At 68.3% G+C, this 21,204-nt stretch carries 17 protein-coding genes and 1 tRNA gene; 15 read left to right on the top strand and 3 right to left on the bottom strand.

The window, feature by feature from the left end:
• Positions 1-236 precede the first annotated feature (236 nt).
• Positions 237-323: transfer RNA gene (locus tag MLE27_RS12390), tRNA-Leu, on the bottom strand.
• Between the two features lie 88 nt (positions 324-411).
• On the opposite strand from MLE27_RS12390, the gene MLE27_RS12385 reads away from it, so the two are divergent.
• The 4 genes from MLE27_RS12385 to MLE27_RS12370 all read left to right on the top strand — a co-directional run bounded on the left by MLE27_RS12385 (position 412) and on the right by MLE27_RS12370 (position 3,438).
• On the top strand, positions 412-1,098 hold the full coding sequence (locus MLE27_RS12385; RefSeq protein ID WP_243312389.1) for a DUF554 domain-containing protein: 687 nt from the start codon (positions 412-414) through the stop codon (positions 1,096-1,098).
• A 17-nt stretch (positions 1,099-1,115) separates the two neighbouring features.
• Positions 1,116-1,469, top strand: coding sequence for a hydrogenase maturation nickel metallochaperone HypA/HybF (locus MLE27_RS12380; RefSeq protein WP_243312388.1), 354 nt, complete (start codon positions 1,116-1,118; stop codon positions 1,467-1,469).
• A gap of 1 nt (position 1,470) precedes the next feature.
• Positions 1,471-2,127: a hydrogenase nickel incorporation protein HypB gene (gene hypB / locus MLE27_RS12375; RefSeq protein WP_243312387.1), complete on the top strand. Its 657-nt coding sequence runs from the start codon at positions 1,471-1,473 to the stop codon at positions 2,125-2,127.
• A 189-nt stretch (positions 2,128-2,316) separates the two neighbouring features.
• Positions 2,317-3,438: an NADH:flavin oxidoreductase gene (locus tag MLE27_RS12370; RefSeq protein ID WP_243312386.1), complete on the top strand. Its 1,122-nt coding sequence runs from the start codon at positions 2,317-2,319 to the stop codon at positions 3,436-3,438.
• Positions 3,439-3,653: 215 nt separating this feature from the next.
• Here MLE27_RS12370 and alr read toward each other — a convergent pair whose 3' ends face one another.
• Positions 3,654-4,775 (bottom strand): alanine racemase, encoded by a 1,122-nt coding sequence (gene alr / locus MLE27_RS12365; RefSeq protein WP_243312385.1) that lies wholly within the window; start codon positions 4,773-4,775, stop codon positions 3,654-3,656.
• Between the two features lie 47 nt (positions 4,776-4,822).
• On the opposite strand from alr, the gene mutL reads away from it, so the two are divergent.
• On the top strand, positions 4,823-6,865 hold the full coding sequence (gene mutL / locus MLE27_RS12360; protein ID WP_243312384.1) for a DNA mismatch repair endonuclease MutL: 2,043 nt from the start codon (positions 4,823-4,825) through the stop codon (positions 6,863-6,865).
• A gap of 35 nt (positions 6,866-6,900) precedes the next feature.
• Positions 6,901-8,334, top strand: a complete 1,434-nt coding sequence (locus MLE27_RS12355; protein ID WP_243312383.1) for a GSCFA domain-containing protein — start codon at positions 6,901-6,903, stop codon at positions 8,332-8,334.
• Between the two features lie 9 nt (positions 8,335-8,343).
• Here the strand turns inward: MLE27_RS12355 and rfaD are convergent, their stop codons facing one another.
• Complete coding sequence (gene rfaD, locus MLE27_RS12350; RefSeq protein ID WP_243312382.1) at positions 8,344-9,315, bottom strand: ADP-glyceromanno-heptose 6-epimerase; 972 nt, start codon at positions 9,313-9,315, stop codon at positions 8,344-8,346.
• 147 nt (positions 9,316-9,462) lie between these two features.
• Here rfaD and MLE27_RS12345 point away from each other — a divergent pair, with 147 nt between their 5' ends.
• The 9 genes from MLE27_RS12345 (at position 9,463) to MLE27_RS12305 (ending at position 21,204) form a co-directional block, all read left to right on the top strand.
• A complete protein-coding gene (locus MLE27_RS12345) occupies positions 9,463-11,052 on the top strand; it encodes a phosphoenolpyruvate carboxykinase (ATP) (RefSeq protein ID WP_243312381.1) in 1,590 nt (529 codons plus the stop codon).
• Between the two features lie 339 nt (positions 11,053-11,391).
• Positions 11,392-11,964, top strand: a complete 573-nt coding sequence (locus MLE27_RS12340) for an HDIG domain-containing metalloprotein (protein WP_243312380.1) — start codon at positions 11,392-11,394, stop codon at positions 11,962-11,964.
• 149 nt (positions 11,965-12,113) lie between these two features.
• On the top strand, positions 12,114-15,341 hold the full coding sequence (locus MLE27_RS12335; RefSeq protein ID WP_243312379.1) for a PEP/pyruvate-binding domain-containing protein: 3,228 nt from the start codon (positions 12,114-12,116) through the stop codon (positions 15,339-15,341).
• A complete protein-coding gene (locus MLE27_RS12330; RefSeq protein ID WP_243312378.1) occupies positions 15,338-15,946 on the top strand; it encodes a LamG domain-containing protein in 609 nt (202 codons plus the stop codon). The genes MLE27_RS12335 and MLE27_RS12330 overlap by 4 nt, the downstream gene beginning before the upstream one ends.
• A gap of 46 nt (positions 15,947-15,992) precedes the next feature.
• The gene (gene chrA, locus MLE27_RS12325; protein ID WP_243312377.1) at positions 15,993-17,285 is read left to right on the top strand and encodes a chromate efflux transporter; all 1,293 of its coding nucleotides are present in this window, start codon (positions 15,993-15,995) and stop codon (positions 17,283-17,285) included.
• Between the two features lie 16 nt (positions 17,286-17,301).
• On the top strand, positions 17,302-18,864 hold the full coding sequence (locus tag MLE27_RS12320; protein WP_243312376.1) for a multiheme c-type cytochrome: 1,563 nt from the start codon (positions 17,302-17,304) through the stop codon (positions 18,862-18,864).
• A 380-nt stretch (positions 18,865-19,244) separates the two neighbouring features.
• Positions 19,245-19,733: a nitrous oxide reductase accessory protein NosL gene (locus tag MLE27_RS12315; protein WP_243312375.1), complete on the top strand. Its 489-nt coding sequence runs from the start codon at positions 19,245-19,247 to the stop codon at positions 19,731-19,733.
• Positions 19,733-20,071 carry a hypothetical protein gene (locus tag MLE27_RS12310; RefSeq protein ID WP_243312374.1) on the top strand — a complete coding sequence of 113 codons (339 nt, stop codon included), beginning with the start codon at positions 19,733-19,735 and terminating at the stop codon, positions 20,069-20,071. The genes MLE27_RS12315 and MLE27_RS12310 overlap by 1 nt, the downstream gene beginning before the upstream one ends.
• A complete protein-coding gene (locus MLE27_RS12305; protein ID WP_243312373.1) occupies positions 20,068-21,204 on the top strand; it encodes an ABC transporter permease in 1,137 nt (378 codons plus the stop codon). The genes MLE27_RS12310 and MLE27_RS12305 overlap by 4 nt, the downstream gene beginning before the upstream one ends.

Below are 21,204 nucleotides of genomic sequence, written 5' to 3'. Positions count from 1 at the left end.
ACCTCCAGAAAGCGGCCCGGCCAGTTCGGCGTTATCTGAGGGGTTGCACACACCCCGGATTATCGAACGGATCACAACGAAGACCGTGATATCGGACAATAATTTTCCATTCACCAGCGCTGGATTTGTATTTAATTGATTAACTCCGTGAGCCTAGCCAAATCCCAGGGCCTCACGACTGCCCCCGAAAAAGAAAAATGGCCTGCGCCAAATGAAAGCGCAGGCCATTATGATCTTGGTACCGGGAGGGGGACTCGAACCCCCAAGGCCTTGCGACCGGCGGATTTTGAGTCCGCTGCGTCTACCAATTCCGCCATCCCGGCAAATGGGTTTTCCTCTTTAGGCCCACGCCCCCCGCGTGTCAAGATTGCCTTGTGCTCCCCTGGTCAAACTGGTAGCTCCGTGGGCTCCATGAACATGCCTGTGGGTACCATCGCCAACGCCCTGGCCATCGTCGCCGGGAGCCTGCTCGGCCTCATGATGCACGGCCGCTTCCCCGAATCGGTGAAGCGCATCGTGTTCCAGGGCCTGGGCCTCTCCGTGCTCATCATCGGCCTGCAGATGGCCCTCAAGATGGACAGGCCCCTGGTCGTCGTCTTCAGCTTGGTGCTGGGCGGCATCGCCGGGGAGCTGCTGCGCATCGAGGAGCGCCTGGAGTCCCTGGGCGGGGTGCTCAAGCGCGTGACCCGCTCCTCCAACGCCATGTTCACCGACGGGTTCATCTCCGCCACGCTGATCTACTGCGTGGGCTCCATGGCCATTCTGGGCTCCCTGGACGAGGGCCTGCGCGGCGACCCCACCATCCTGCTGACCAAGGCCACGCTGGACGGCTTCGCCTCCATCCCCCTGGCCTCCACCTACGGCGTGGGCGTGATGTTCTCGGCGGCGCCGGTATTCCTCTACCAGGGGTGCATCGCCCTCGGGGCCGGGGCGCTGCGGGGGGTGGTCACGCCGGACCTGCTCACCCAGATCACGGCCACGGGGGGCCTGCTCATCTTCGGCATCGGGGTGAACCTGCTGGGTTTCGCGCAGATCCGGGTGGGCAACCTGCTGCCCGCCTTGCTGGCGGCGGCGCTCTTGAGTTTCGCTCCCATTTAGGTCACAAGGGTGTCACCATGCACGAAATGTCCATCGCCCAGTCCATCCTGGACATCGTCGCCCAGGAAATGGAGAAGAACGGCCTCAAGCGGCTGATCCGCGTGAAGGTCAAGCACGGCGCGCTGACCAACACCGTGCCCGAAGCCCTTGAGACCTGCTTCATGGCCCTCACGGCCAAGACGCCCATGGAGGACGCGATCTTCGAGATCGAGGCCATCCCGGCGAAATACAAATGTTTCTCCTGCGGCACGGAGTTCACCACCGAGGAGCACGGGCGGCTGCTTATCCCCTGCCCCTCCTGCGGGGAGGATTTCGGGCACACGGTGCTCGCGGGCAAGGAACTCTACATCGAATCCATCGAGGCGGAATAACATGAAAGTATCCGTGGTTCGCAACGTCCTGGAGGCCAACGAGCGCCTTGCGCAGGAGCTCAAGGAAGTTTTCGCCCAGCGCGGCATCCTGGCGCTGAACCTGATGAGCTCCCCCGGCGCGGGCAAGACCAGCCTGCTGGAGCGCACCCTCGCCGACCTGCGCGACGAGTTCAAGATGGCGGTCATCGAGGGCGACCTCCAGACCGACAACGACGCCCGCCGCGTGGCCGCCACCGGGGCCCAGGCAGTGCAGATCAACACCGAGGGCGGCTGCCACCTGAACGCCTCCATGATCCTGGAGGCGCTCAAGCAGATCGACATGGAGGGGCTGGACATCCTCTTCATCGAGAACGTGGGCAACCTGGTCTGCCCGGCCGAGTTCGACGTGGGCGAGGACTACAAGGTCACCCTGCTCTCCGTGACCGAGGGCGACGACAAGCCCGAGAAGTACCCGCTCATGTTCAACCTGAGCGCGGCCTCGGTGCTCAACAAGACCGACCTGCTGCCCTACGTGGACTTCAGCATGGAGAGCGCCATGAAGCACATGCGCGCCCTGAACAAGGACATCGAGATATTCCCCACCTCCTGCCGCACGCGGGAGGGGCTGGACGCCTGGTACGGGTGGCTGCGCGGCAAGCGGGCAGAGAAGAAGAAGTAGCCGCCGGAATTGGCGGAACGATGCTTTGACGGGCGGGGGCGCGGGCTTCCGCCCTTTTTCGTGGCGCGTGCGGAACCGTGCCCCGTTCCCGGCATCGGCTGTCCCGCCCGCGACTGTACGCCCGCCCCTCCCCCGTGTTATGGCACGCTCCGTATCCTTTCCTTACCCCGCACATCCCGGAGGTTCCCCATGTCCGAACTGTTCACCGGCATGACCATAGGCCCCCTCACCATCCCCAACCGCTTCGTGCGCTCCGCCACCTGGGAGGGCATGGCTGCGGACGACGGCTCAGTGACCCCGCGCCTGGCCGAGTACGTGGCCGACCTGGCGCGCGGCGAAGTGGGCCTCATCATAAGCGGCCACAGCTACGTCAGCCCGGAGGGCAAGGCCGGGCTCAAGCAGATGGGCATCCACGACGATTCCATGAACCAGGGCCTGGCCCTGCTGGCCTCCTCCGTGCACGAGGCCGGGGGGCTCATCGCCCTGCAGCTGGCCCACGCGGGCTCTCAGGCCAACACGCAGCTCACCGGCCTGCCCGCCGTCGGCCCCAGCCCCATTCCCATGCCGGACGGCTCCGGCTGCCGCGAGCTGGACCGCGAGGGCATCGCCGCCCTGGTCGCGGCCTTTGCCAGGGCCGCCGCGCGGGCCAAGGCCGCCGGATTCGACGCGGTGCAGGTCCACGCCGCCCACGGCTACCTGCTCTGCCAGTTCCTCTCCCCGGCCTGGAACAAGCGCACCGACGAATACGGCGGCACGCTCGAGAACCGCGCCCGCTTCCTGCTGGAGGTGGTGGCCGCCGTGCGCGCGGCCGTGGGGCCGGATTTCCCGGTGCTGGCCAAGATCAACTCGGAGGATTTCGTGGAGGGCGGCCCCACGCCCGAAGACGCCGCCGCCGTGGCGAAGATGCTGGAGGCCGCCTCGGTGGACGCGGTGGAGCTTTCCGGCGGGTGCAGGCCCGCGGGCGAGGCCTTCATGCCCGCGCGCAAGGGCCGCATCAAGGGGCCTGAGGCGGAGGTATACTACCGGCGGGCCGCGAAGCTGTGCAAGAGCGCGCTGACCGTCCCGCTGATCCTGGTGGGGGGCGTGCGCTCCTTCGAGGTGGCGGAGGAACTGCTGCGCGGCGGTTTGGCGGACTTCGTCTCCCTGTGCCGCCCGCTCATCTGCGAGCCCTGGCTGGTGAAGCGCTGGCGCGAGGGCGACCGGCGGCCCGCCGAGTGCGTGTCGGACAACGCCTGTTACGGCCCCGGGTTCGCCGGGGAGGGCATCCGCTGCGTCACCCTGGAGAAGAAGCGCGCCCGCGCGGGGAAATAGGCTGCCGGACGTGCGCGCGAAGACACGGCAGGGCAAGGGCTCCGGTGGAGGCCGACAGCCCGCCGGAAGAATCGCTTCTTGAGGAATCGCCTCTTGCGGCGTGTCCTCTCAACCTGTTGACGATGCACAAAAATCAGGCCCGATGCGTAGGGAACAATACGCATCGGGCCTGAATTATCAGTGACTCCGCCAGCGGGGATCAATGCGTCTGGCCGCTAGACGTATTCCCGCTTGTTCAGCCCCAGCATGCAGAACACCTCGTAGGTGATGGAGCCCCACCAGCCCGCCAGATCCTCCGGGGTGATGCGCCCTTCGCCCTCCCCTCCCAGCAGCCAGATTTCGTCGCCGTGCGCCGCGCCGGGAACGCCGGTCACGTCGACGGCGCACATCTGCATGCACACGCGGCCCAGCAACGGCACCCGCTGCCCCTTGAGGCACATTTGCGCCTTGCCGGTGAGGCCCCGGCTGTAGGCGTCGGCGTACCCGGCGGCCACGATGGCCACGGTCATGTTCTTCCCGGCGGTGTAGGTGCAGCCGTAGCTGATGCTCTGGCCTTTTTTCAGCGGATGCACGGAGAGGATGCGCGTCTTCACGCTCATGGCGGGTTTGAGGCCCCGGCCCACCTCGGCAAGGGGCGTGCCGTGCAGGGGGTTGCAGCCGTAGAGCGCGATGCCCGCGCGCTGGTTGTCCATGTAAAGGTCGGGCCGGGTGAGCATGGCCGCGGAGTTGGCCATGTTGGCCGTGTGCTCCAGCCCGTGCTCCAGCAGGGCGCCGCGGATGGCGTTGAACTGCTCGGCCTGCTCGCGCACGTAGTCGGCCGACTGGGGCTCGTCCGCCGTGGCCAGGTGGGTGCTGACCATCTCCAGCTTGACGTTGTCCATGTCCCGCAGGCGACGGGCCAGGGCGGGCACGTCCTCCAGGGTGAAGCCCAGGCGGCGCATGCCCGTATCGAACTTGAGCGCGATGGGCAGCACGCTGGTGTGGCGGGCCTGGGCCTCCTGCAGGGCGTCGAGCTGCTCGTGGCAGTGGATGAAGCCGATGATGGAGTCGCTCCAGAGGGCGTCGTAGTCCGCCTGGTCCAGGGGGCCCAGCAGCGAGATGACGCGTTTGGCCAGCCCGCTGGCGCGCAGGGCCGAGCCCTCCTCCACCGTGCCCACGGCGAAGGTCTCGGCGCCGGCATCGGCCAGGGCGCGGCAGACCTCGATGAGGCCGTGGCCGTAGGCGTCAGCCTTGACCACCGGCACGGCCGCGCCGCAACGGTTGTTCAACAGTTGGAAATTGTGGACGATATTGGCGAGGTCAATGACCGCCGTCATCTTGTTGTACAGAATGCTCATGGCTACTCCGTTGCCGGACGGTGCGCTATCGGATAGGAGGCGGGCGTATGAGCAGCTACAGCACCATCCGGGTATTGCCTCCCAAGCTCCAGAACCAGATCGCCGCCGGTGAGGTGGTAGAGCGGCCTTCGAGTGTCGTCAAGGAGCTGGTGGAAAACAGCCTCGACGCCGGGGCGGACCGCGTGCAGGTCACCCTGGAGGGCGGGGGCGTGGGCCTGATCCTGATCCAGGACAACGGGCGCGGCATGGACCAGGGTGAGCTGCGCCTGGCGCTCACCCGCCACGCCACCAGCAAGCTCGTGCAGGTGGAGGACCTGGAGGCCATCGCCACCTTCGGCTTCCGTGGCGAGGCTTTGCCCTCCATCGCCTCTGTCTCCCGGCTGAGGCTGGCCTCCAAGAGCGAGGACTCCCCCGACGCGGCCTTCATGGACGTGCACTACGGCGACTTCCGCGAGGAAGGCCCCACCGCCATGACCCGGGGCACCCGCGTGGAGGTGCGCGACCTGTTCGCCAACGTGCCCGCGCGGCTCAAATTCCTCAAGTCCCAGGCCACGGAGCTGAGGCGCTGCCAGGAGGTGCTGGAGCGCGTGGCCCTGGCCCGCCTGGACGTGGCCTTCAAGCTCACCGTGGGCGAGCGCACCGTGCTGCGCTTCGTCAACGGGCAGAACCTGCTCTCGCGGCTGCAGGCCGTCTGGCCCCCGGCCGTGACCCAGGCCCTGACCCCGGTGGAGGGCGAGCTGCACGGCTGCCGCGTGAGCGGCTTCGCCGGGCTACCGCATGCCGGGCAGGCCAGGCCCGACAGGCTGCTCTTCTACGTGAACAACCGCCCCGTGCAGGACCGCGTGCTGCTGCGCGCCGTGCGCGACGCCTACAAGGGCCGGATGCTCTCCCGCGAATATCCGGTGGCCGTGCTGTTCATCGAGACCCCGCCCGGCGAGGTGGACGTCAACGTGCACCCGGCCAAGACCGAGGTGCGCTTCCGGGACGAGAAGCTGGCCTTCTCCCTGGTGCGCAACGCCGTGGCCCGCGCCCTGGACCTGGGCGCGCCATCCGCCCCCATGACCCGCGTGCTGGACCACCAGGGCCCCTCCCTGGCGGACGCCGGGCCGGAGGAACTGGAACTCGGCACGGCCGGCGCCCCCCAGCGGGAGGACTTCGCCCCCCAGGCCCCGTCCGGCCCCAAGTACGCCACTTACCGGCAGTATCTGAGCGAGGTGGCCCGCGAGGAGGGCGACGCCGGGGAGGCCTGGCCGCGCCCGGCCGGCCGGGACGCATCCTCGGACTTGGATTTCGCGCCCGGTTTCACTCGCCGCGGCGATGACCAGGCGTCAGGGGCGGGGCGATGGGAAGGCCCCGGCGAGGACGCAGGAGAACGGCCACGGGTTGCCACGGATGAAGGAGAGGTGCGCTTCCGGCCTTCCGGCGCCCAGTCCCTGCGGGACAGGGAGGCGCACTACGCCGCAGCCAAAATGGACGGCCCGGCCTTCGCCCGCCCGAGCGGGCAGGAGCAGCGCCCGGCCGCCCGCGCGGGCGGCAAGGCCGCCGGGCTGGAATACCTGGGGCAGATCGCGGGCACCTATCTGATATTGCGCCTGCCCGGGGAGGGCCTGGCCGTGCTGGACCAGCACGCGGCCCACGAGCGGGTGCTCTACTCCAGAATGCGCGAGAGCCAGAGCAAGGGCCAGAGCCAGTCCCTGGCCATCCCCTTCGAGCTGTCCCTGCACCCGGCCGAGGAGCGCAAGATCACCGCCCTCTGGAGCGAGCTGGCCTCCCTGGGCTTCCAGCTTGAGGGCGGGCGGCCCGGCGTGGTGGCCGTGCGGGGCATCCCGCCGCTTTTGAGCACCGGGCAGGCCAAGGATTTCCTGAAGGAGCTGGTGGCTGGCCAGGCCCGCAAGATGGAGGACCTTTGGGCCATGATCTGCTGCAAGGCCTCCATAAAGGCCGGGGACGCGCTGGCCCCGGACGAGGCCCTGGCCCTGGTGCGCGAGTGGGCCGCCGCGCCGGACCGGGACTACTGCCCCCACGGCAGGCCCGTGGTGGCCACCTGGGACAAGGCCGCGCTGGAGAAGCTGTTCAAGCGGCGCAAGTAGCGCCCGCCGTCAACATCCCGAGGCAGGCGATGGAAATGACCCTCGCGGACGAGCTTTCGCGCATCAGGACGCTCTTCTGGCTCCAGTACCCGGCCAAGCGCGTGCTGGAGTTGCCGCACACGCCGCTGGTGGCGGACAATGCCGCCCGCTTCGTGTGCTTCGGCTCCTGCTTCGCCTCGCACATGCACGACTCGCTGCGCCAGGTGGGCATCGAGAGCTTCCGCAACCTGCCCACCACCTTCGGCTACAGCTTCGAGTCATTGGCCCATGTGCTCCGGGCCGCCGACGGCACGGACCCGGCCTACGCCGAGCGCATCCACGAGTATGCGGACAGCCTCGGCGGGCACAACCCCTACCTGTTCCACTTCGACCACAGGCTGCACACCACCCGCGAGGAGACCGCCGCGCTGCTGGAGCGCGAGGTACTGGCCCTGCGCGAGGCCCTGCGCCGCTGCACGCACGTGGTGGTCACGGCGGGCACGCCCCACGTCATCAGGCTGAAATCCAGCGGGCTGTGCATCAACAGGTCCAACGGCATCCCGGCGGCGGAGTACTCCCACCACAGGAACACCGTCCAGGAGGAGCTCCGGCACCTCGGCTCCATCCTGGCGAGCGTCCGCCGGATTCGTGGGGGCGGCTTGCCGGAGGTGCTCTTCACCGTCTCGCCCCAGCGCTACGGCTTCAACGCCCGCGAAGTGGGCAAGGTTCCGGCTGAACAGATTCCGGAGTGCCGCTTCGTGGAAAACTCCCTGTGCAAGTCCATCCTGCGGGTTGCCGTGCAGGCCGCCATCGAGGGGTATCCGGGCCAGCCCCTGCGCTATTTCCCCTCCTATGAAATCGTTCTGGACGAGCTGCGCTCCTGCGAGCCCTTCGAACGCGACCTGATGCACGTGGACATCCAGCAGACCGGCAACCACGTGGTCACGCGCTTCATGGAGGCCCACTTCAGCCAGGAGATGCGCCGGACCGTGCTGGCCATCGCCAAGGGGCTGCGGCTGGAAAACGCCGTGCGGGCCAACAGCGGGGCGCAAGGGATGCGCGGCCACTTCCTGCCGGAATTCCGCGAGCTGCTGGAGGGGTATCTGGCCCGCATCCCGGCCACGGGCTGCAACGAGGTGTTGGGGAGGATCGCGCTGGACTGCGCCGAGCTTCTAGAGGCCTGGGAGGAACTGGCGGAGGCGCTGGCGGCCTACGCCGCGCTGGGGCCGCAGGACTCGGTGCTCATCTGGGGAACGGGAGGGAGATTCGAGCGCTATCACCGCAAGCTGCTGCCGCACCTGATGAAAAGATGCCGGGTTGTTCTTGTCGATAGCGGGAGGTACGGCGAAACCATCGACGGAATCACCGTCCAAAGCCCCGAAACCCTGGCCGGAACAGTGCACAGGCTGGGAATCATCGCCTCCACCTTCAGGGAGGCGATCATGGACGCCGCCGCGCGGCTGAGCATCAGGTTCGAGCGCATCTTCTAGCGCTCGCCCTCACAGCCAGGGCGAGCCCCCGGCCAGATACCCCCGCACATAGTCCCCCACGCCGTCCTCCAGGGAGGTGAACGGCGCGTGGTACCCGGCCTCGCGCAGGCGGTCCATGGGCGCCTCGGTGAAGTACTGGTAGGTGTCGCGGATGGCCTCGGGCATGTCCACGTATTCGATGCGCGGCTTCTCGCCCATGGCGGCGTACACGGCCAGTGCCAGGTCCCGGAAGCTGCGGGCCTTGCCCGTGCCCACGTTGAAGATGCCGCCCACCTCCGGGTGCGTAAGCAGCCAGCAGACCACCTCGGCGCAGTCCTTGACGTAGACGAAGTCGCGCAGTTGGCCGCCGTCCTCCCAGCCCTCGCGGTGGGAGCGGAACAACCGCACCGGCCCGCCCGCGCTGATCTGCTCGAAGGCCTTGCAGGCCACGCTGCGCATCTCGCCCTTGTGGTATTCGTTGGGGCCGTAGACGTTGAAGAATTTCAGGCTGGCCACACTGTCCAGCCAACCCTCGCGTTTGGCGGCCAGGTCGAAAAGGTGCTTGGAGTAGCCGTACATGTTCATGGGGCGCAGGCGCTCCAGCCCCTCGGAGCCGTCCTGGAAGCCCTGGGACCCGTCGCCGTAGGTGGCCGCGCTGGAGGCGTTGACGAAGCGCACCCCGTTCTCCAGGCACCAGCGGCACAGCTCCAGGCTGTAGCGGGTGTTGTTGTCGTGGAGGTAGTCCGCGTCGCGCTCGGTGGTGGCGCTGCATGCGCCCATGTGCACCACGGCCTCCACCCGCATGGGGTTGCCCCCTTGGGCCAGGGAGCGCCGGAAGTCGTCCTTGTGGCGGTATTCGTTGTAGCGCAGGCCCGGGAGGTTGCGCCACTTCTCGCCCGAGCCCAGGGCGTCCACCACCAGGACGTCGCCCTGCCCCAGCGCGTTGAGCTTCCAGACCACCGCGCTTCCGATGAACCCGGCTCCCCCGGTGACCACGATCATACCAGACCTCCCCGGCGTGCTTCGCCAACAACCTGATATCCCGCACTAAGTCAGGGCGGGGCCAATTGCAACCCGCCTCGAGGCTTGGCATGGCTTCGTGAAATGATGTACAAGGGCGAATCGCCCCAACCAACCCAGTGAGGCACCATGCATATTTTCGATCAGTTCGAGCAGGCAGCCAAAACAATCTATACCCAGGCGGCCGATGACGAGCGCATCGTCCATAACCCGGGGCCGGACCGCCTGCGGCGCATAAGCCTTCAGGAACCCGACGTTTTCGAAACGGTCTACGGCAACCTCGTCGCCATCACGGAGCCCACCTCCCGGGCCAAGCCCTTCACGAAGAACAACATCGACGACGAATTCGGCCAGCAGGAGCTCGACCTGCTCCAGCAGGCCGTGACCATCCTGCAGAGCGAACCGCTGATCTGCCTGGACGTGCTCATCCGCGAGGAGGCCACCCCCATCACCGCGCGGCTCATCGTGCCGCGCCGCTTCGCGCACATCGCCTACGGCGGGCTCAAGCTCTTCGGCCCGCGCGTCAACGACGTCACGGACCCGACCTACCAGGTGATCTTCTTCCATGACGAATTCTGGGCCGGCAACGCGGGCAAGGTGCTGCCCGAGAAGGACATCACCATCCGCCTGGCGCTTGGCGAATCGGGCCGGATGATAAAGTTCGTGCGCAACTCCAGCTACCTGGGCGAGTGGAAGAAGGGCGTGTTCGCCGGGGAGGACTGGCGCGCCAAGCTCGGGCGCGAGGGCATCTTCCTGCACTCGGGCTGCCGCCGCGACACTCTGCAGATGAGCAACGGCGACATGCAGACCAAGACCTCGCTGTTCGTGGCGCTCTCCGCCAACGGCAAGACCTCCCTGACCTGCCGGGTGCTGGCCCGCAACATCGGCGAGGAATCATGGCTGGTGCAGGACGACGGCGGCATCCTCAAGCGCGACGGCTCCTTCCACGGCTTCGAGCAGGGCGGCATCTACGCCAAGACCGACGGCCTGACCCCAAGCGACCAGATCGAGACCTTCTACGGGGCGCTCAAGCCCGACGCCTACTTGGAGAACGTGCACGTCACCGCCGACAAGGGGATCGACTTCTTCAACATCGAGCGCACCTCCAACGGGCGCGCCGTCATCGAGCGGCGCGACTTCATGCACGCCGCCCGCTTCATCGCGGTGAACGAGGTGGACAACCTCTTCATCATCACGCGCGGGCCCACCATCCCGGCGGTGGCCAAGCTCTCGCCCTGGCAGGCCACGGCCTTCATGGTGCTGGGCCAGTCCATGGAGTCCTCCGCGGGCGACCCCACCCAGGCGGGCAAGATCAAGAACGTCTTCTTCTACGACCCCTTCCTGGCGGGCGACCGGGTGGAGCACGCCCACCTGTTCCATGAGATACTCAAGTGGAACCCGCACATCGACTGTTATCTGCTGAACACCGGCGGCGTGGGCGAAGGCGAGCACTACCACAAGATCACCCTGCACGACACGGTGAACATCCTGGAATCCATCCTGCGCGGCGACCTGGAGGACTGGGAGATCTGCGAGGCCACCGGGCTCAAGGTGCCCAGGGCCGTGCGCGGGGTTGAGTCCATCCTGCTGCAGCCCGAGAAGCTCTACTCCAAGGCGGACTTCGAGCAGAGGCAGGGCGAGCTGTTCGCCACCAGGAAGGCCATCCTGGAGTCCTACCCTGGGCTGGACAAGGCCATCGTCACCTCCATCAAGAAATAGCCGCGCCCGGCGACGGCCGCGCGCGACACGATTGCGCAGCGCCCCGCGCCCCCACCGGGGGGCGCGGGGCGCTGATGTTTCGGGAGCCTCCCGTAGGAGGACGGCCCGTTCGCTTCCGGAGGACCGGCCTCGCTGCCTGCCGTCCCCCACCGGTCGAAGGCTCCCGCGATTCCGCCCTCCCCGGCTGGAGGATGCGCCCCCATGACCGCGCACCTGTCCGGCGCGTCGCCCACCAATTTCTCTTTATCTGGACCTTCGCGGCGCATTCGCGCTATCACGCAATCAGGCTGTCCGTCCTGGTTTGCCAACCATCTTCCGAAAGGGCTGGAGGTACGAGCCATGCACCCTGAAATCGCCGCAGAGGACGTCGAGCTGCTGCGCGCCCAAGGCATGAACGAGGAGGACCTGGCCCACTCCCTGGCCGTGGCCGAGCTGGCCCTGGACATCGCCGAGAGGACCGGCGCGGCCCTGGACATGCGCCTGGTGGCGCGCGGCGCCCTCTTCCACGACCTGGGCAAGACGGCGACCCACGCCATCGAGCACGGAAAGCTCGGCGCGGAGCTGGGCGCGAAGCTCGGCCTGCCGCCCGAGGTCTGCGCGGTGATGGAAAAGCACATCCGGGGCGGACTCAGCGAGGCCGAGGCGTCGGAGTTCGGGCTGCCCGTCAAGGACTACGCGCTGCACCGCCTGGAGGAGCGCGTCATCATCTATGCCGACAGGCTGGTGGACATCATCACCGATGGCAAGGTGCCCCTGAGCGGCCCGCGCGACGCCGAGGACCGCTTCGAGGAGATCCTGGCGGCCTACCCCAAATACGGCAAAAACGCCGTCACCATGGCCCGCTACTTCGGCTATCACCGGGAGATACAGGGGCTCATCGCGGCCGCGGAGAACATCTCCTCCCCGGCCTGAGCACGGAGTGCGGCTCCGGCGCTGCCCGCACCGGCGAGGCGGCCTTGGGCCTTACCGGATTGTCCGGATAGAATACGGCGGGGAGCATTTCACTCAGCTTGATCCCCCGGGGCCGCGACCGGCCCCGGCCCGCACCGTGGAGACCGCCCATGAGCCTGTTCGGATTTCTCAGGAAGAAGAACGCCTGTCTGCTCCTGGCCGACCCTGAGGACAGGGCCGCCCGCAAGTACCGCCATTTCCGCGACATGCTCGCGGAGAACGACGCGGTGCTCGACGGGCTCGCCGCCCTGGAGCAGACCTACTACGGGGGCGAGCCCTTCACCACGGGCGCGGTGCGGGGCGCCTGCCGCGCCATCGTGGAGTCCACCCGGTGCATGGCCGACGCCCTGAGCGAACTCTCGCAACGCCGCCATGAGGGGCTCTATCCCGCGCTGGACGCCGTGCTGGCCGGGGCGCTGGACGCCCTGGAACCGCGCACGGTGCGACAGGAAGGCCCCCTGGTGGTCCCGCTTTCGGCGGCGGGCGGGACGGGCGGCCCCGCGGCGCAGGACGCCCTGCTCGGCGGCAAGGGCTCCAAGCTGGCCCGGGTGCGAACCGACGCGGCCCTGCCCGCCCCGGACGGCTTCGTGCTGACCACCGCCGCGTTCAGGCTTTTTCTGCGCGCTTCCGGGCTCGATGAGCTGGCGGCGAAGGAGCTGGAGCCCGTCTCCCCCCTGAACCTGCCGGATCTGGAGGCCCGCTCGCTCAGGCTTCGCCGGGCCGTCCAGGACGCACCCTTTCCGCCCGAGGTCAGCGGCGCACTCGCCGCCGCCCTGGAGGATCTTGCCGCCGCGCAAGGCCCGGGGCTCACGCTGGCCGTGCGCTCCAGCGCCGTGGGCGAGGACGGCGCGGCCAGCTTCGCCGGGCAGTACGAGTCCGTGCTGAACGTGGCCCCGCAGGGGCTGGAGGCCGCCTGCCGCCAGGTCTTCGCCAGCAAGTACACCCCGCACGCCATCCTCTACCGGCTGCGCCACGGCCTGGAGGACGCGGACGCCCCCATGGCCGTGCTGGTGCTGGCCATGGTCCGCAGCCGGGTGAGCGGCGTATTGTACACGTCGGACCCTGCATCCCCCTCCGGCGGGGTCATGCGCCTGGACGCGGTGGAAGGCCTGGGCGAGAAGCTGGTCTCAGGCGAGGCCCGGCCGTCGGCCTACGCCCTCTCGCGCGAACCGCTGCGGGTGCTTTCGCGCCCGGAACCCGCCCTGCTCACTGAGGCCCAGGCCCTGGAGCTTGGGCGCATGGGCCTTAAGCTGGAGGCGTATTTCGGCTCCCCCCAGGACGTGGAGTGGTGTCTGGACCAGGAAGGCGCCCTGATTGTGGTGCAGTCCAGGCCGCTGGGCGCGCTGGAGCGGGACGAGGTCTCGGCCCAGGGCCAGGCCCAAGCCGACACTGATTGGGCGGCGGGGCTCACGGTGATCCTTCAGGGCGGAACCGCGGCCAGCGCCGGGGCCGCCAGCGGCGAGATCGCGCTCGTGGAGGGCGCTGTGCCCGAATCCATCCCGGAGGGGGCCATCCTCGCGGCCCGCAACGCCGCACCGGAGCTGGCCGCCCTGCTGGACCGGGCGGGCGGCGTGGTCACCGCCATGGGCGGCGCGGCCAGCCACCTGGCCTCGGTGGCGCGGGAGATGGGCATCCCGGCGCTGTTCGGCCTGCCCGGCTGCCCCGAGGCCTTCAGCCCAGGCCAGATCGTCACCCTGGACGCCAGCGGCGGGCGCGTGCTGGAGGGCCGGGCCGAGCTGCCGCCCTCCTCCCGGCCGCGTTCGCGCCTGGTGGACAGCCCCATGCACCGCCGCCTGCGGGCCGCGCTGGACCTGCTCGCGCCCCTGACCCTCACCGACCCCGATTCCGCCGGGTTCAAGCCCGAGAACTGCCGGACCCTGCACGACGTGGTGCGCTACGCCCACGAGATGGGCATGCGCGAGATGTTCGGGCTGTGCGACACCGCCGGGGCCGACGACCTGCCCGTGGCCCGGCTCAAGGCGCAGATACCGCTCATACTCTACTGCGTTGACCTTGGCGGCGGCCTGCGCGAGAACCTGACCACCTGCGACGACATCACCCCGGACGACCTGCGCAGCGCGCCCATGCTGGCCGTGTGGCGCGGGTTCACGCACCCCGGCATCACCTGGTCCGGCACCATCGCCTTCGACGCCAAGAGCTTCATGACCCTCATGGCCTCCTCCGCCACCGCCGAGGTGGGCGGGGGCGCACCGGGGGGGGACTCCTACGCCATGGTCGGTCGGGACTACCTGAACCTCTCGGCCCGCTTCGGGTATCACTTCGCCAACGTGGACGCCTTCTGCGGCCCCCAGGCCGGTCAGAACCACGTGACCCTGCGCTTCGCGGGCGGTGCGGGCGGCTTCACGGGCAAGTGCCTGCGCGTGGCCTTCCTCTCCCGGGTGCTGGCGAGGCTTGGCTTCACCGTGGAGGCCAGCGGCGACGTGCTGGACGCCTCCCTCAAGGGCGCGCCCATGCAGGCCACGCAGGACGCGCTGGACCAGCTCGGCCGCCTGCTGGCCAGCAGCAGGCTCCTGGACATGGCCATCACCGGGCAGGACGAGGTCGAGTCCATGGCCGAGGCCTTCCTACGCGGCGACTACGACCTGCTGGCCAAGCGCAGGGAGAACCCCCTGCCGGAATTCCACCTGGCCCTGGGCGACTGGGAGTGCCTCCCGGACGGCGCGGGACGCTGCGTCGCCCGGCAGGACGGCTCCAGGTGGGCCACGGGGCTCTCCAAGGGGCTGGCCTCGCTCATGGGCAGGCTCTCCGGCGGGCGCTACCAGCGCTTCCTGGACACCGTGGAGGCCTACTTCCACTTCCCGCTGGCCGTGGCCAAGGGATCGGAGATGGGCGACGGCCGGGCCGCCCTGATGGTGCGGCCCGTGGCGGGCGTCATCGACCAGGCCGCCGGGCTGGCCTTCGCCGTGCGCAGCGCGGGCACCTATCTGGTGCTGCGCGTCAACGCCCTGGAGGGCAACCTGATCCTCTTCGCCTTCAAGGACGGCCGCAGGACCGAGCTGGCCAGCACGCGCCTGCCCGTCGCGACCGGCCAGTGGCGGGAGCTGGCCGTGGAGGTGCGCGGCGGAACCGTCACGGGGTTCGTGGACGGCAAGCCCTACATCGTCCACCACTTCGACCAGCCGCCCGTGGGCCTGGTGGGCCTTTGGTCCAAGGCGGATTCCGTGGCCGAATTCGCGGATTTGGCGCAGTCCGGCGACGGGTTCGAGAAGCGCTACCTCGCTTCCGCCCCGGAGGAAGGTGCGGCCCCGCCCGAGAATGGAGACCAGGGGGCGGTCCATGAGGCGCAACCGTCTGTAAACCAGCAGGAGCTGCCGTGAACAGAACTCCATTCGCGATCCTGGCGGTGCTCTTGGCCCTACTGGCGTCATCCGCCGCATTTTCGGCATGGGCGGCGGGCGGTGACGATTTCGCACCGGCCAAGGGCCAGTGGGCCTGGGAGACCATCGATGGGGAGCGCGCTTTGAAGGTCGACGGCAGCCGGAACACCGCCGCGCCACGGGAACACTTCCCAATTGCGCTCTCCACCGGCACCAACGATTTCCGAAGCGGCGAGGTGTCCGTCCGGTTCAAGCCCCTCTCCGGGCGTTCCGACCAAGCCGGGGGGATCATGTTCGACTACAGGCAGAATGGGGACTATCTCGTGCTTCGGGCCAATGCCCTCGAAAGCAACCTCAACCTGTACCGTTATGCGTCGGGCCGCCGCACCCCGCTCAAGGAAGTGGCGAACGCCCCGGCCCCTGCCGGTGTATGGCATGAATTGCGGCTGGTCATCGACGGGAGCAAACTCAGGGGATACCTGGACGGCAAGGAACTGCTCAGTTTCGACCTCGGCCGGGAGGTTTCAGGGGGCGTCGGCCTGTGGTCCAAGGACGACAGCGTGACGGTCTTCAAGGATTTCAACGTCACATCCGCGAAGCAGTGACCCGCGCAGCCAGTTTACGGTTCACGAGACAACCGAGGCCCACACGATGAATGCAGGCAGCGCCGTCCCCCGGGTCACTCTGAAGGAGGCCTTCCGCTACTGGTTCCAGCTCGGGTTCATCAACTTCGGCGGCCCGGCGGGCCAGATCGCCATGATGCACAGGAATCTGGTGGATGAGCGGGGCTGGATCAGCGAGCAGGCCTTCCTGCGGGCGCTCAACTTCTGCATGCTTTTGCCCGGGCCGGAGGCGCACCAGCTGGCCGTGTACATCGGCTGGCGGCTCAACGGCCGCCCGGGCGGGGCCGTGGCCGGGTTGTGCTTCCTGCTGCCCTCCGTGGCGCTTATGCTGTTCCTCTCCTGGCTGGCCGCCGCGAAGGGGCATGTGCCCGCCGTGGCGGGCGTCTTCCACGGCATCGCGGCCGCCGTGGTGGCCATCGTGGTGGAGGCGCTCTACCGGCTCTCGAAGAAGTCCCTGCGGCACCCGGCGCTCTACGCCTTCGCGGGCGGCTCCTTCGTCCTGGGGCAGTTCTTCGGGGTGTCCTTCCCCATGATCGTGCTGCTGGCGGGGCTCGGGGGCATGGCCCTGGCGCGGGTTCGCCCGGACATTTTCTGCCGTACCCGCCCCGGCGCCCGGGAGTGCATCCCGGATGAACCCGGCGACACCGCGCCGCTGCCCCCGCTGACGCACGTCGCCAAGACCGTGGGCCTCTTCGCGGCCATCTGGGCGGCCGTGGTGCTGCCGGTGCTGGCCTGGCGGGGCGCCTCGGACACGCTCTCCCAGATCGCCCTCTTTTTCAGCAAGGCCCCCTTCGTAACCTTCGGCGGGGCCTACGCCGTCCTGGCCTACATCGTGGACCATGCGGTCCGGCTGGACTGGCTGACCCAGAGCGAGATGCTGCTCGGCCTGGGCCTGGCCGAGACCACTCCGGGCCCCCTCATCATGGTCACGCAGTTCGTGGGCTTCCTGGCGGCCTGGAACCAACCGGGGAACCTGACCCCTCTGGCCGCCGGGATCGCCGGGGGCCTGCTCACCACCTTCACCATGTTCCTGCCGAGCTTCATGTTCGTGTTCGCGGGCGCGCCCTACATCGAGGCCATCACCGCCGACCGCAGGCTCGGCGCGGCCCTGACGGGCATATCGGGCGCGGTGGTGGGGGTCGTGTTCAAGATCGGCGTCTATTTCGCCTGGCACACGTTCTTCCCCGCAGGCGGAGCCGACGTTTTCGCCATGGCCGTGGCCGTGGCGGCCCTGGCCGCGCTCGTGCGCTGGAAAGTCTCCATGCACGTTCTCGTCGGATTGAGCGGCGCGGCGGGCCTCTTGTGGCAATTGATCCGATAACCCAAGGAGAGTGACAATGCGCGGAAACCGGATGTTCGCCGCGGCGGCGGTCCTGGCGGTGCTGGGAATTTGCGGGGCTGGCGCCCTCCAGGCCAGGGAGAAGGCCGTCCAGACGCCTCCCAGAATGACGGCCCCAACCGGCATGGTCAGGCCGTCGGTCTCCACGGCGGCCGTAGAAGGGGCGACTTTTGCGGGCTCCCAGGCCTGCAAGGCCTGCCACGCCAAGGAGTTCAAGGAGTGGTCCGCATCCGGCCACGCCAACATGCTGCGCCCTTACGATGTTGGCATCGTCAAAGGCGATTTTTCCGGCCTGGAGCTGGTCTTCGAGGGGGTCGAGGTCGAGGACGCCGACAAGAACAAGGTCAAGATCGCACCCAAGGTGAAGGTCGAAACCAGGGACGATAAGCGCTACGTCACGCTGCTGGACGCCGATTCCCCGGCCAACGCCCAGAGCTACGAGGTGGTCGAGGTGCTCGGCTCCCTTTGGGAGCAGCAATATTACCTCAAGGTCGGGGACAAGGTGTACCCCAGCCCGGTCCGCTGGGTGGAGAACGACAAGCAGTGGCGCAAGAACGCCTTCGCGCCCTTCTGGTGGGCCGCCGACGGCACCCCCGACGGCAGGCCCAGGAAGCCGGAGGAGATGCCCGCCAAGCAGACCGTGGACTACCAGTGCAACGGGTGCCACACCACCGCCTTCAGCGCCAAGAAGGACGAGCAGGGCAAATACGCCTTCTCCCGCCTGGAAGGCGGCATCGGTTGCGAGCAGTGCCACGGCCCCGGCTCCAGGCACGTGGCCGCGCAGGGCCAGGGCGGCATCCTCAACCCCCGCAAGCTGGGCACCTGGCAGCAGGAGCAGCTCTGCGGGCAGTGCCACATCCGCGTGAGCAGCAAGCAGGACAAGGACTTCGCCTTCCCCCTGGGCTTCAGGAGCGGCCAAACCGACCTCCAGGACAAGGTCGAGTTCTGGAGCTACTCCACCAGGCCCGCCAACTTCTGGGGCAACGAGGACTCCAGGAAGAACCGCCAGCAATACCACGACACCATGCGTTCCGGGCACATGGCCGCCGGGGTGACCTGCTCCACCTGTCACTTGGACCACGCCACCAAGCACCTGACCTCCAGCCTCAAACTCCCCAGGGAACTGCAGTGCGTGGGCTGCCACACCGCCCAGAAGGCCCTGTACGAGGGCAGCGTCCACGCGTCCAAAGGGGTCGTCTGCGTGGACTGCCACATGTCCAAGATGGGCAACCGGGCCGGGGCAACGCAGAAGACCCCGAAGGACCCGTGGGACGTCTCGGCCCACACCATGCGGGTCGTGACGCCCGAGGAGGCCGACGTGTTCAGGATGCGCTCCAGCTGCGACAAGTGCCACAAGGACGCGGACCGGGCCGCGAAGGGGGCGGCGCTGATGGAGTCGAGGCAGGCCGTGCTCACGCAGGTCCAGAAACTCCAGTCCACTCCGGCGGGCGGCAAGGCCGCCTCACCGGCTGGAGAGAAAGCGAACCTGGTGCTGATGGACGGGTCCCTGGGCGCCCACAACCCGCAGAAGGCCCTCCAGTTGTTGCGGGCCGTGAAGTAACCGACCGCCAGGGCGCGGATGCAGCGCCTGGCCCTCCCTCGTGCAAAACGGCCGCCCTGGACGGGCGGCCGTTTCCCCCCGGCCCTGGCCCATGCGCTCCGGCCCGGCGGAGACGTTTTTTATGCCGCCGGGGCTTTACATTCTCCGGGCATAATGTACATTAGTTATTAAGTACGTATATTTGGACCGTCGCGGTTCCTTGCAGCGTCAGGAATCGCGTGCTGATCGCCGCATTTCTGATGTTGGGGAGGGCGTCGCTGAGACCCGCGACAGCCGCCCTGAAACGTATGCGCCGCCTTCCCGGACGCAGGGGCCGGGTGTCGCGGCCGCGACCGGAGTCCTTCCACATCTGCGCACGCCCGCTACGTAAAGGAAGTTTCATGAAGAAAGCCCTTCGCCTCGCGCCTCTGGTCCTTGGCCTGCTGCTCCTGGCCTCCGCCGCCCTCGCCCAGCCCGCCGCCCTGAAACTCCCCCCGCCGGGCAAGACAGACAAGTGCCCCGTCTGCGGCATGTTCGTTGCCAAATACAAGGACTGGCTGGCCTACGCCGTACTCACCGACGGCAAACTCCTCTATTTCGACGGCCCCAAGGACATGTTCCGCTTCGTGGCCGACCCGGGCCATTACCTGTCCGGTTTCAAGAAGGAACAGATCGCGGAGCTGTACGTGAGCGAGTTCTATTCGCTGAAGCCCATCCTGGCGCAGGACGCCTTCTACGTGGCGGGCAGCGACGCCTACGGCCCCATGGGGCACGAGCTTGTCCCCCTGGCCACCCAGGCCGACGCCGAGGCCTTCCGCAAGGACCACAAGGGCAAGCGCGTGCTGCGCTACGGCGACATCACCCCGGCCCTGCTCAAGGCCCTGGACTGATGCGCCCCTCCGACGCCTTCCTGGCCGTGACGGGCGGCCTGGGGTTCATCCTGGCGGGGCTGCTGGCCGGCTACCCCCTGGCTGACGCCGGCCGCCGCGACGCCCGCCTGGCCCTGGAGTCGCAACTGGTGGCCGAGCTGGGCCTGACCGACCTCTGCCTCTCCACCGAGGCCCGCTACACCAGGCACCTCTCCCAGGCGGACCTGTTCTCGGCCTTTCAGGACCATCCGCGCAGCCTGGAGCACTTCCCCAGCGGCGCGCTGCTGCCTCCGCCAGCCATTTTGACCGCGCTCGGCGGGCCCGTCGGCGGGTCCGATGTGGGGGAGGACAGGCCATGAGCTCCCTCGAACGCCAGCGCGCATTCCTCGACTACACCCTGGCCAGCCTGGTGCGGCGCAAGGCCAAGAACGGCGCGCTGGTGCTGGCGTATGCCCTGGTGGTGTTCCTGATCGCCTCGGTGATGTTCTTCTCCCGCGCCTTGCGCACCGAAGGGCAGGCCGTGCTGGCCGGGGCCCCGGAGCTGGTGGTGCAGCGGATGCTGGCCGGGCGCTTCGACACGATCCCCGCCTCCTACGCCGACTCCATCCGCAGGATTCGGGGCGTGAGCGAGGTGGAGCCCAGGCTGTGGGGCTACTATTTCAACCGGGCCGTGGGGGCGACCTTCACGGTGCTCGGCCTGCCGGACTTCGCCCACGCCGACGACGAGATCGTGGCCGGCCCGGCTGCCGCCAAGGCCTGGACCAACCTCCAGGACGGACGCTACCTCTTCCGCACCTTCAAGGGCGACTCCACCGGGTTCAAACCGGTGCAGGTGCTGCCCGAGGAGACGCGCCTCGTCTCCGCCGACCTGCTCATCATGTCCGAAACGGCCTTCCGCCAGGTGTTCGGCCTGCCCGAGGGCCAGTACACCGACCTGGCGGTCACGGTGCGCAACCCCCAGGAAATGCAGACCGTCACGGAGAAGATCCAACGCGAACACCCCGACACCCGGCCCATCCAGCGCGAGGAGATCCTGCGGACCTACGAGTCCGTGTTCGAGTGGCGCGGAGGCATGGTCATCGTGGTCTTCGCGGGGGCGGCCCTGGCCTTCTTCATCTTCGCCTGGGACAAGGCCACCGGCCTCTCCGCGGAGGAGCGCCACGAGATCGGCATCCTCAAGGCCCTGGGCTGGGACACCGCCGACGTGCTGGTGATGAAGTTCTGGGAGGGGCTGGCCATCTCGCTCACCTCCTTCCTGCTGGGCACCATCGCCGCCTACGCGCACGTGTTCCTGGCGGACGCGGGCCTGTTCGCCCAGGCCCTCAAGGGCTGGAGCGTGCTCTACGTGGACTTCCCCCTGAGCCCCGTGGTCAGCCCCACGGAGCTGCTGGCCCTGTTCTTCCTCTCCGTGGCGCCCTACACCTTCATAACCGTCATACCGGCCTGGCGGGCGGCCATCACCGACCCGGACACGGTCATGCGCGCGAGTTGA

This window comes from Fundidesulfovibrio agrisoli, assembly GCF_022808715.1.
Classification (GTDB): domain Bacteria; phylum Desulfobacterota; class Desulfovibrionia; order Desulfovibrionales; family Desulfovibrionaceae; genus Fundidesulfovibrio; species Fundidesulfovibrio agrisoli.
This window is presented reverse-complemented; position numbering and strand designations above follow the sequence as displayed.

What these genes read in the sequence shown, in the direction of transcription:
- MLE27_RS12385 (WP_243312389.1), top strand. Translation starts at nt 412, where the DNA reads ATGAACATGCCTGTGGGTACCATCGCCAACGCCCTGGCCATCGTCGCC.
- MLE27_RS12380 (WP_243312388.1), top strand. Translation starts at nt 1,116, where the DNA reads ATGCACGAAATGTCCATCGCCCAGTCCATCCTGGACATCGTCGCCCAG.
- hypB (WP_243312387.1), top strand. Translation starts at nt 1,471, where the DNA reads ATGAAAGTATCCGTGGTTCGCAACGTCCTGGAGGCCAACGAGCGCCTT.
- MLE27_RS12370 (WP_243312386.1), top strand. Translation starts at nt 2,317, where the DNA reads ATGTCCGAACTGTTCACCGGCATGACCATAGGCCCCCTCACCATCCCC.
- alr (WP_243312385.1), bottom strand. Translation starts at nt 4,775, where the DNA reads ATGAGCATTCTGTACAACAAGATGACGGCGGTCATTGACCTCGCCAAT.
- mutL (WP_243312384.1), top strand. Translation starts at nt 4,823, where the DNA reads ATGAGCAGCTACAGCACCATCCGGGTATTGCCTCCCAAGCTCCAGAAC.
- MLE27_RS12355 (WP_243312383.1), top strand. Translation starts at nt 6,901, where the DNA reads ATGACCCTCGCGGACGAGCTTTCGCGCATCAGGACGCTCTTCTGGCTC.
- rfaD (WP_243312382.1), bottom strand. Translation starts at nt 9,315, where the DNA reads ATGATCGTGGTCACCGGGGGAGCCGGGTTCATCGGAAGCGCGGTGGTC.
- MLE27_RS12345 (WP_243312381.1), top strand. Translation starts at nt 9,463, where the DNA reads ATGCATATTTTCGATCAGTTCGAGCAGGCAGCCAAAACAATCTATACC.
- MLE27_RS12340 (WP_243312380.1), top strand. Translation starts at nt 11,392, where the DNA reads ATGCACCCTGAAATCGCCGCAGAGGACGTCGAGCTGCTGCGCGCCCAA.
- MLE27_RS12335 (WP_243312379.1), top strand. Translation starts at nt 12,114, where the DNA reads ATGAGCCTGTTCGGATTTCTCAGGAAGAAGAACGCCTGTCTGCTCCTG.
- chrA (WP_243312377.1), top strand. Translation starts at nt 15,993, where the DNA reads ATGAATGCAGGCAGCGCCGTCCCCCGGGTCACTCTGAAGGAGGCCTTC.
- MLE27_RS12320 (WP_243312376.1), top strand. Translation starts at nt 17,302, where the DNA reads ATGCGCGGAAACCGGATGTTCGCCGCGGCGGCGGTCCTGGCGGTGCTG.
- MLE27_RS12315 (WP_243312375.1), top strand. Translation starts at nt 19,245, where the DNA reads ATGAAGAAAGCCCTTCGCCTCGCGCCTCTGGTCCTTGGCCTGCTGCTC.
- MLE27_RS12310 (WP_243312374.1), top strand. Translation starts at nt 19,733, where the DNA reads ATGCGCCCCTCCGACGCCTTCCTGGCCGTGACGGGCGGCCTGGGGTTC.
- MLE27_RS12305 (WP_243312373.1), top strand. Translation starts at nt 20,068, where the DNA reads ATGAGCTCCCTCGAACGCCAGCGCGCATTCCTCGACTACACCCTGGCC.